Origin of the sequence: Pleomorphomonas sp. T1.2MG-36 (assembly GCF_950100655.1) — a bacterium.
Taxonomy (GTDB): domain Bacteria; phylum Pseudomonadota; class Alphaproteobacteria; order Rhizobiales; family Pleomorphomonadaceae; genus Pleomorphomonas.
The window spans coordinates 1-437 of sequence record NZ_CATNLY010000020.1 but is presented as its reverse complement, the minus strand read 5'-3'; the positions used below and the strand labels follow the sequence as shown (position 1 = coordinate 437).

The window sequence follows — 437 nt, the reverse complement described above, 5'->3', positions numbered from 1 at the left end:
GCTTCTCCCCCGCGACGCGGGACTGGTTCACCGGCGCGTTCGCCGCCCCCACCGCGGCGCAGGCCGGCGCGTGGAGCGCGGTCGGCTCGGGGCAGCACGCCCTCGTCGTCGCGCCAACCGGCTCGGGCAAGACGCTCGCGGCCTTCCTGTGGGCGCTGGACGGGCTGCTCGCGCCCCGCGCGGGCGAGCCGGTGCCGCAGTCGCCGGTCGAGCGCTGCCGGGTGCTGTACGTCTCACCGCTCAAGGCTCTCGCCTCCGACGTCGAGCGGAACCTGCGCTCGCCGCTGGTCGGCATCCGGCAGGCCTCGACCCGCCTGGGGCTGACCGCACCGGACGTCACCGTGGGCGTGCGCACCGGGGACACCCCGCCGGCCGAGCGCCGCGCGTTCGCGACGAAGCCGCCGGACATCCTCATCACGACGCCGGAGTCGCTGTAC

At 76.7% G+C, this 437-nt stretch carries 1 protein-coding gene; it reads left to right on the top strand.

Annotation, left to right across the window (positions count from 1 at the left end; all coding sequences use genetic code 11):
* The coding region (locus QQZ18_RS11440) for a DEAD/DEAH box helicase (RefSeq protein ID WP_284541047.1) at positions 1 to 437 on the top strand (437 nt) is incomplete at both ends.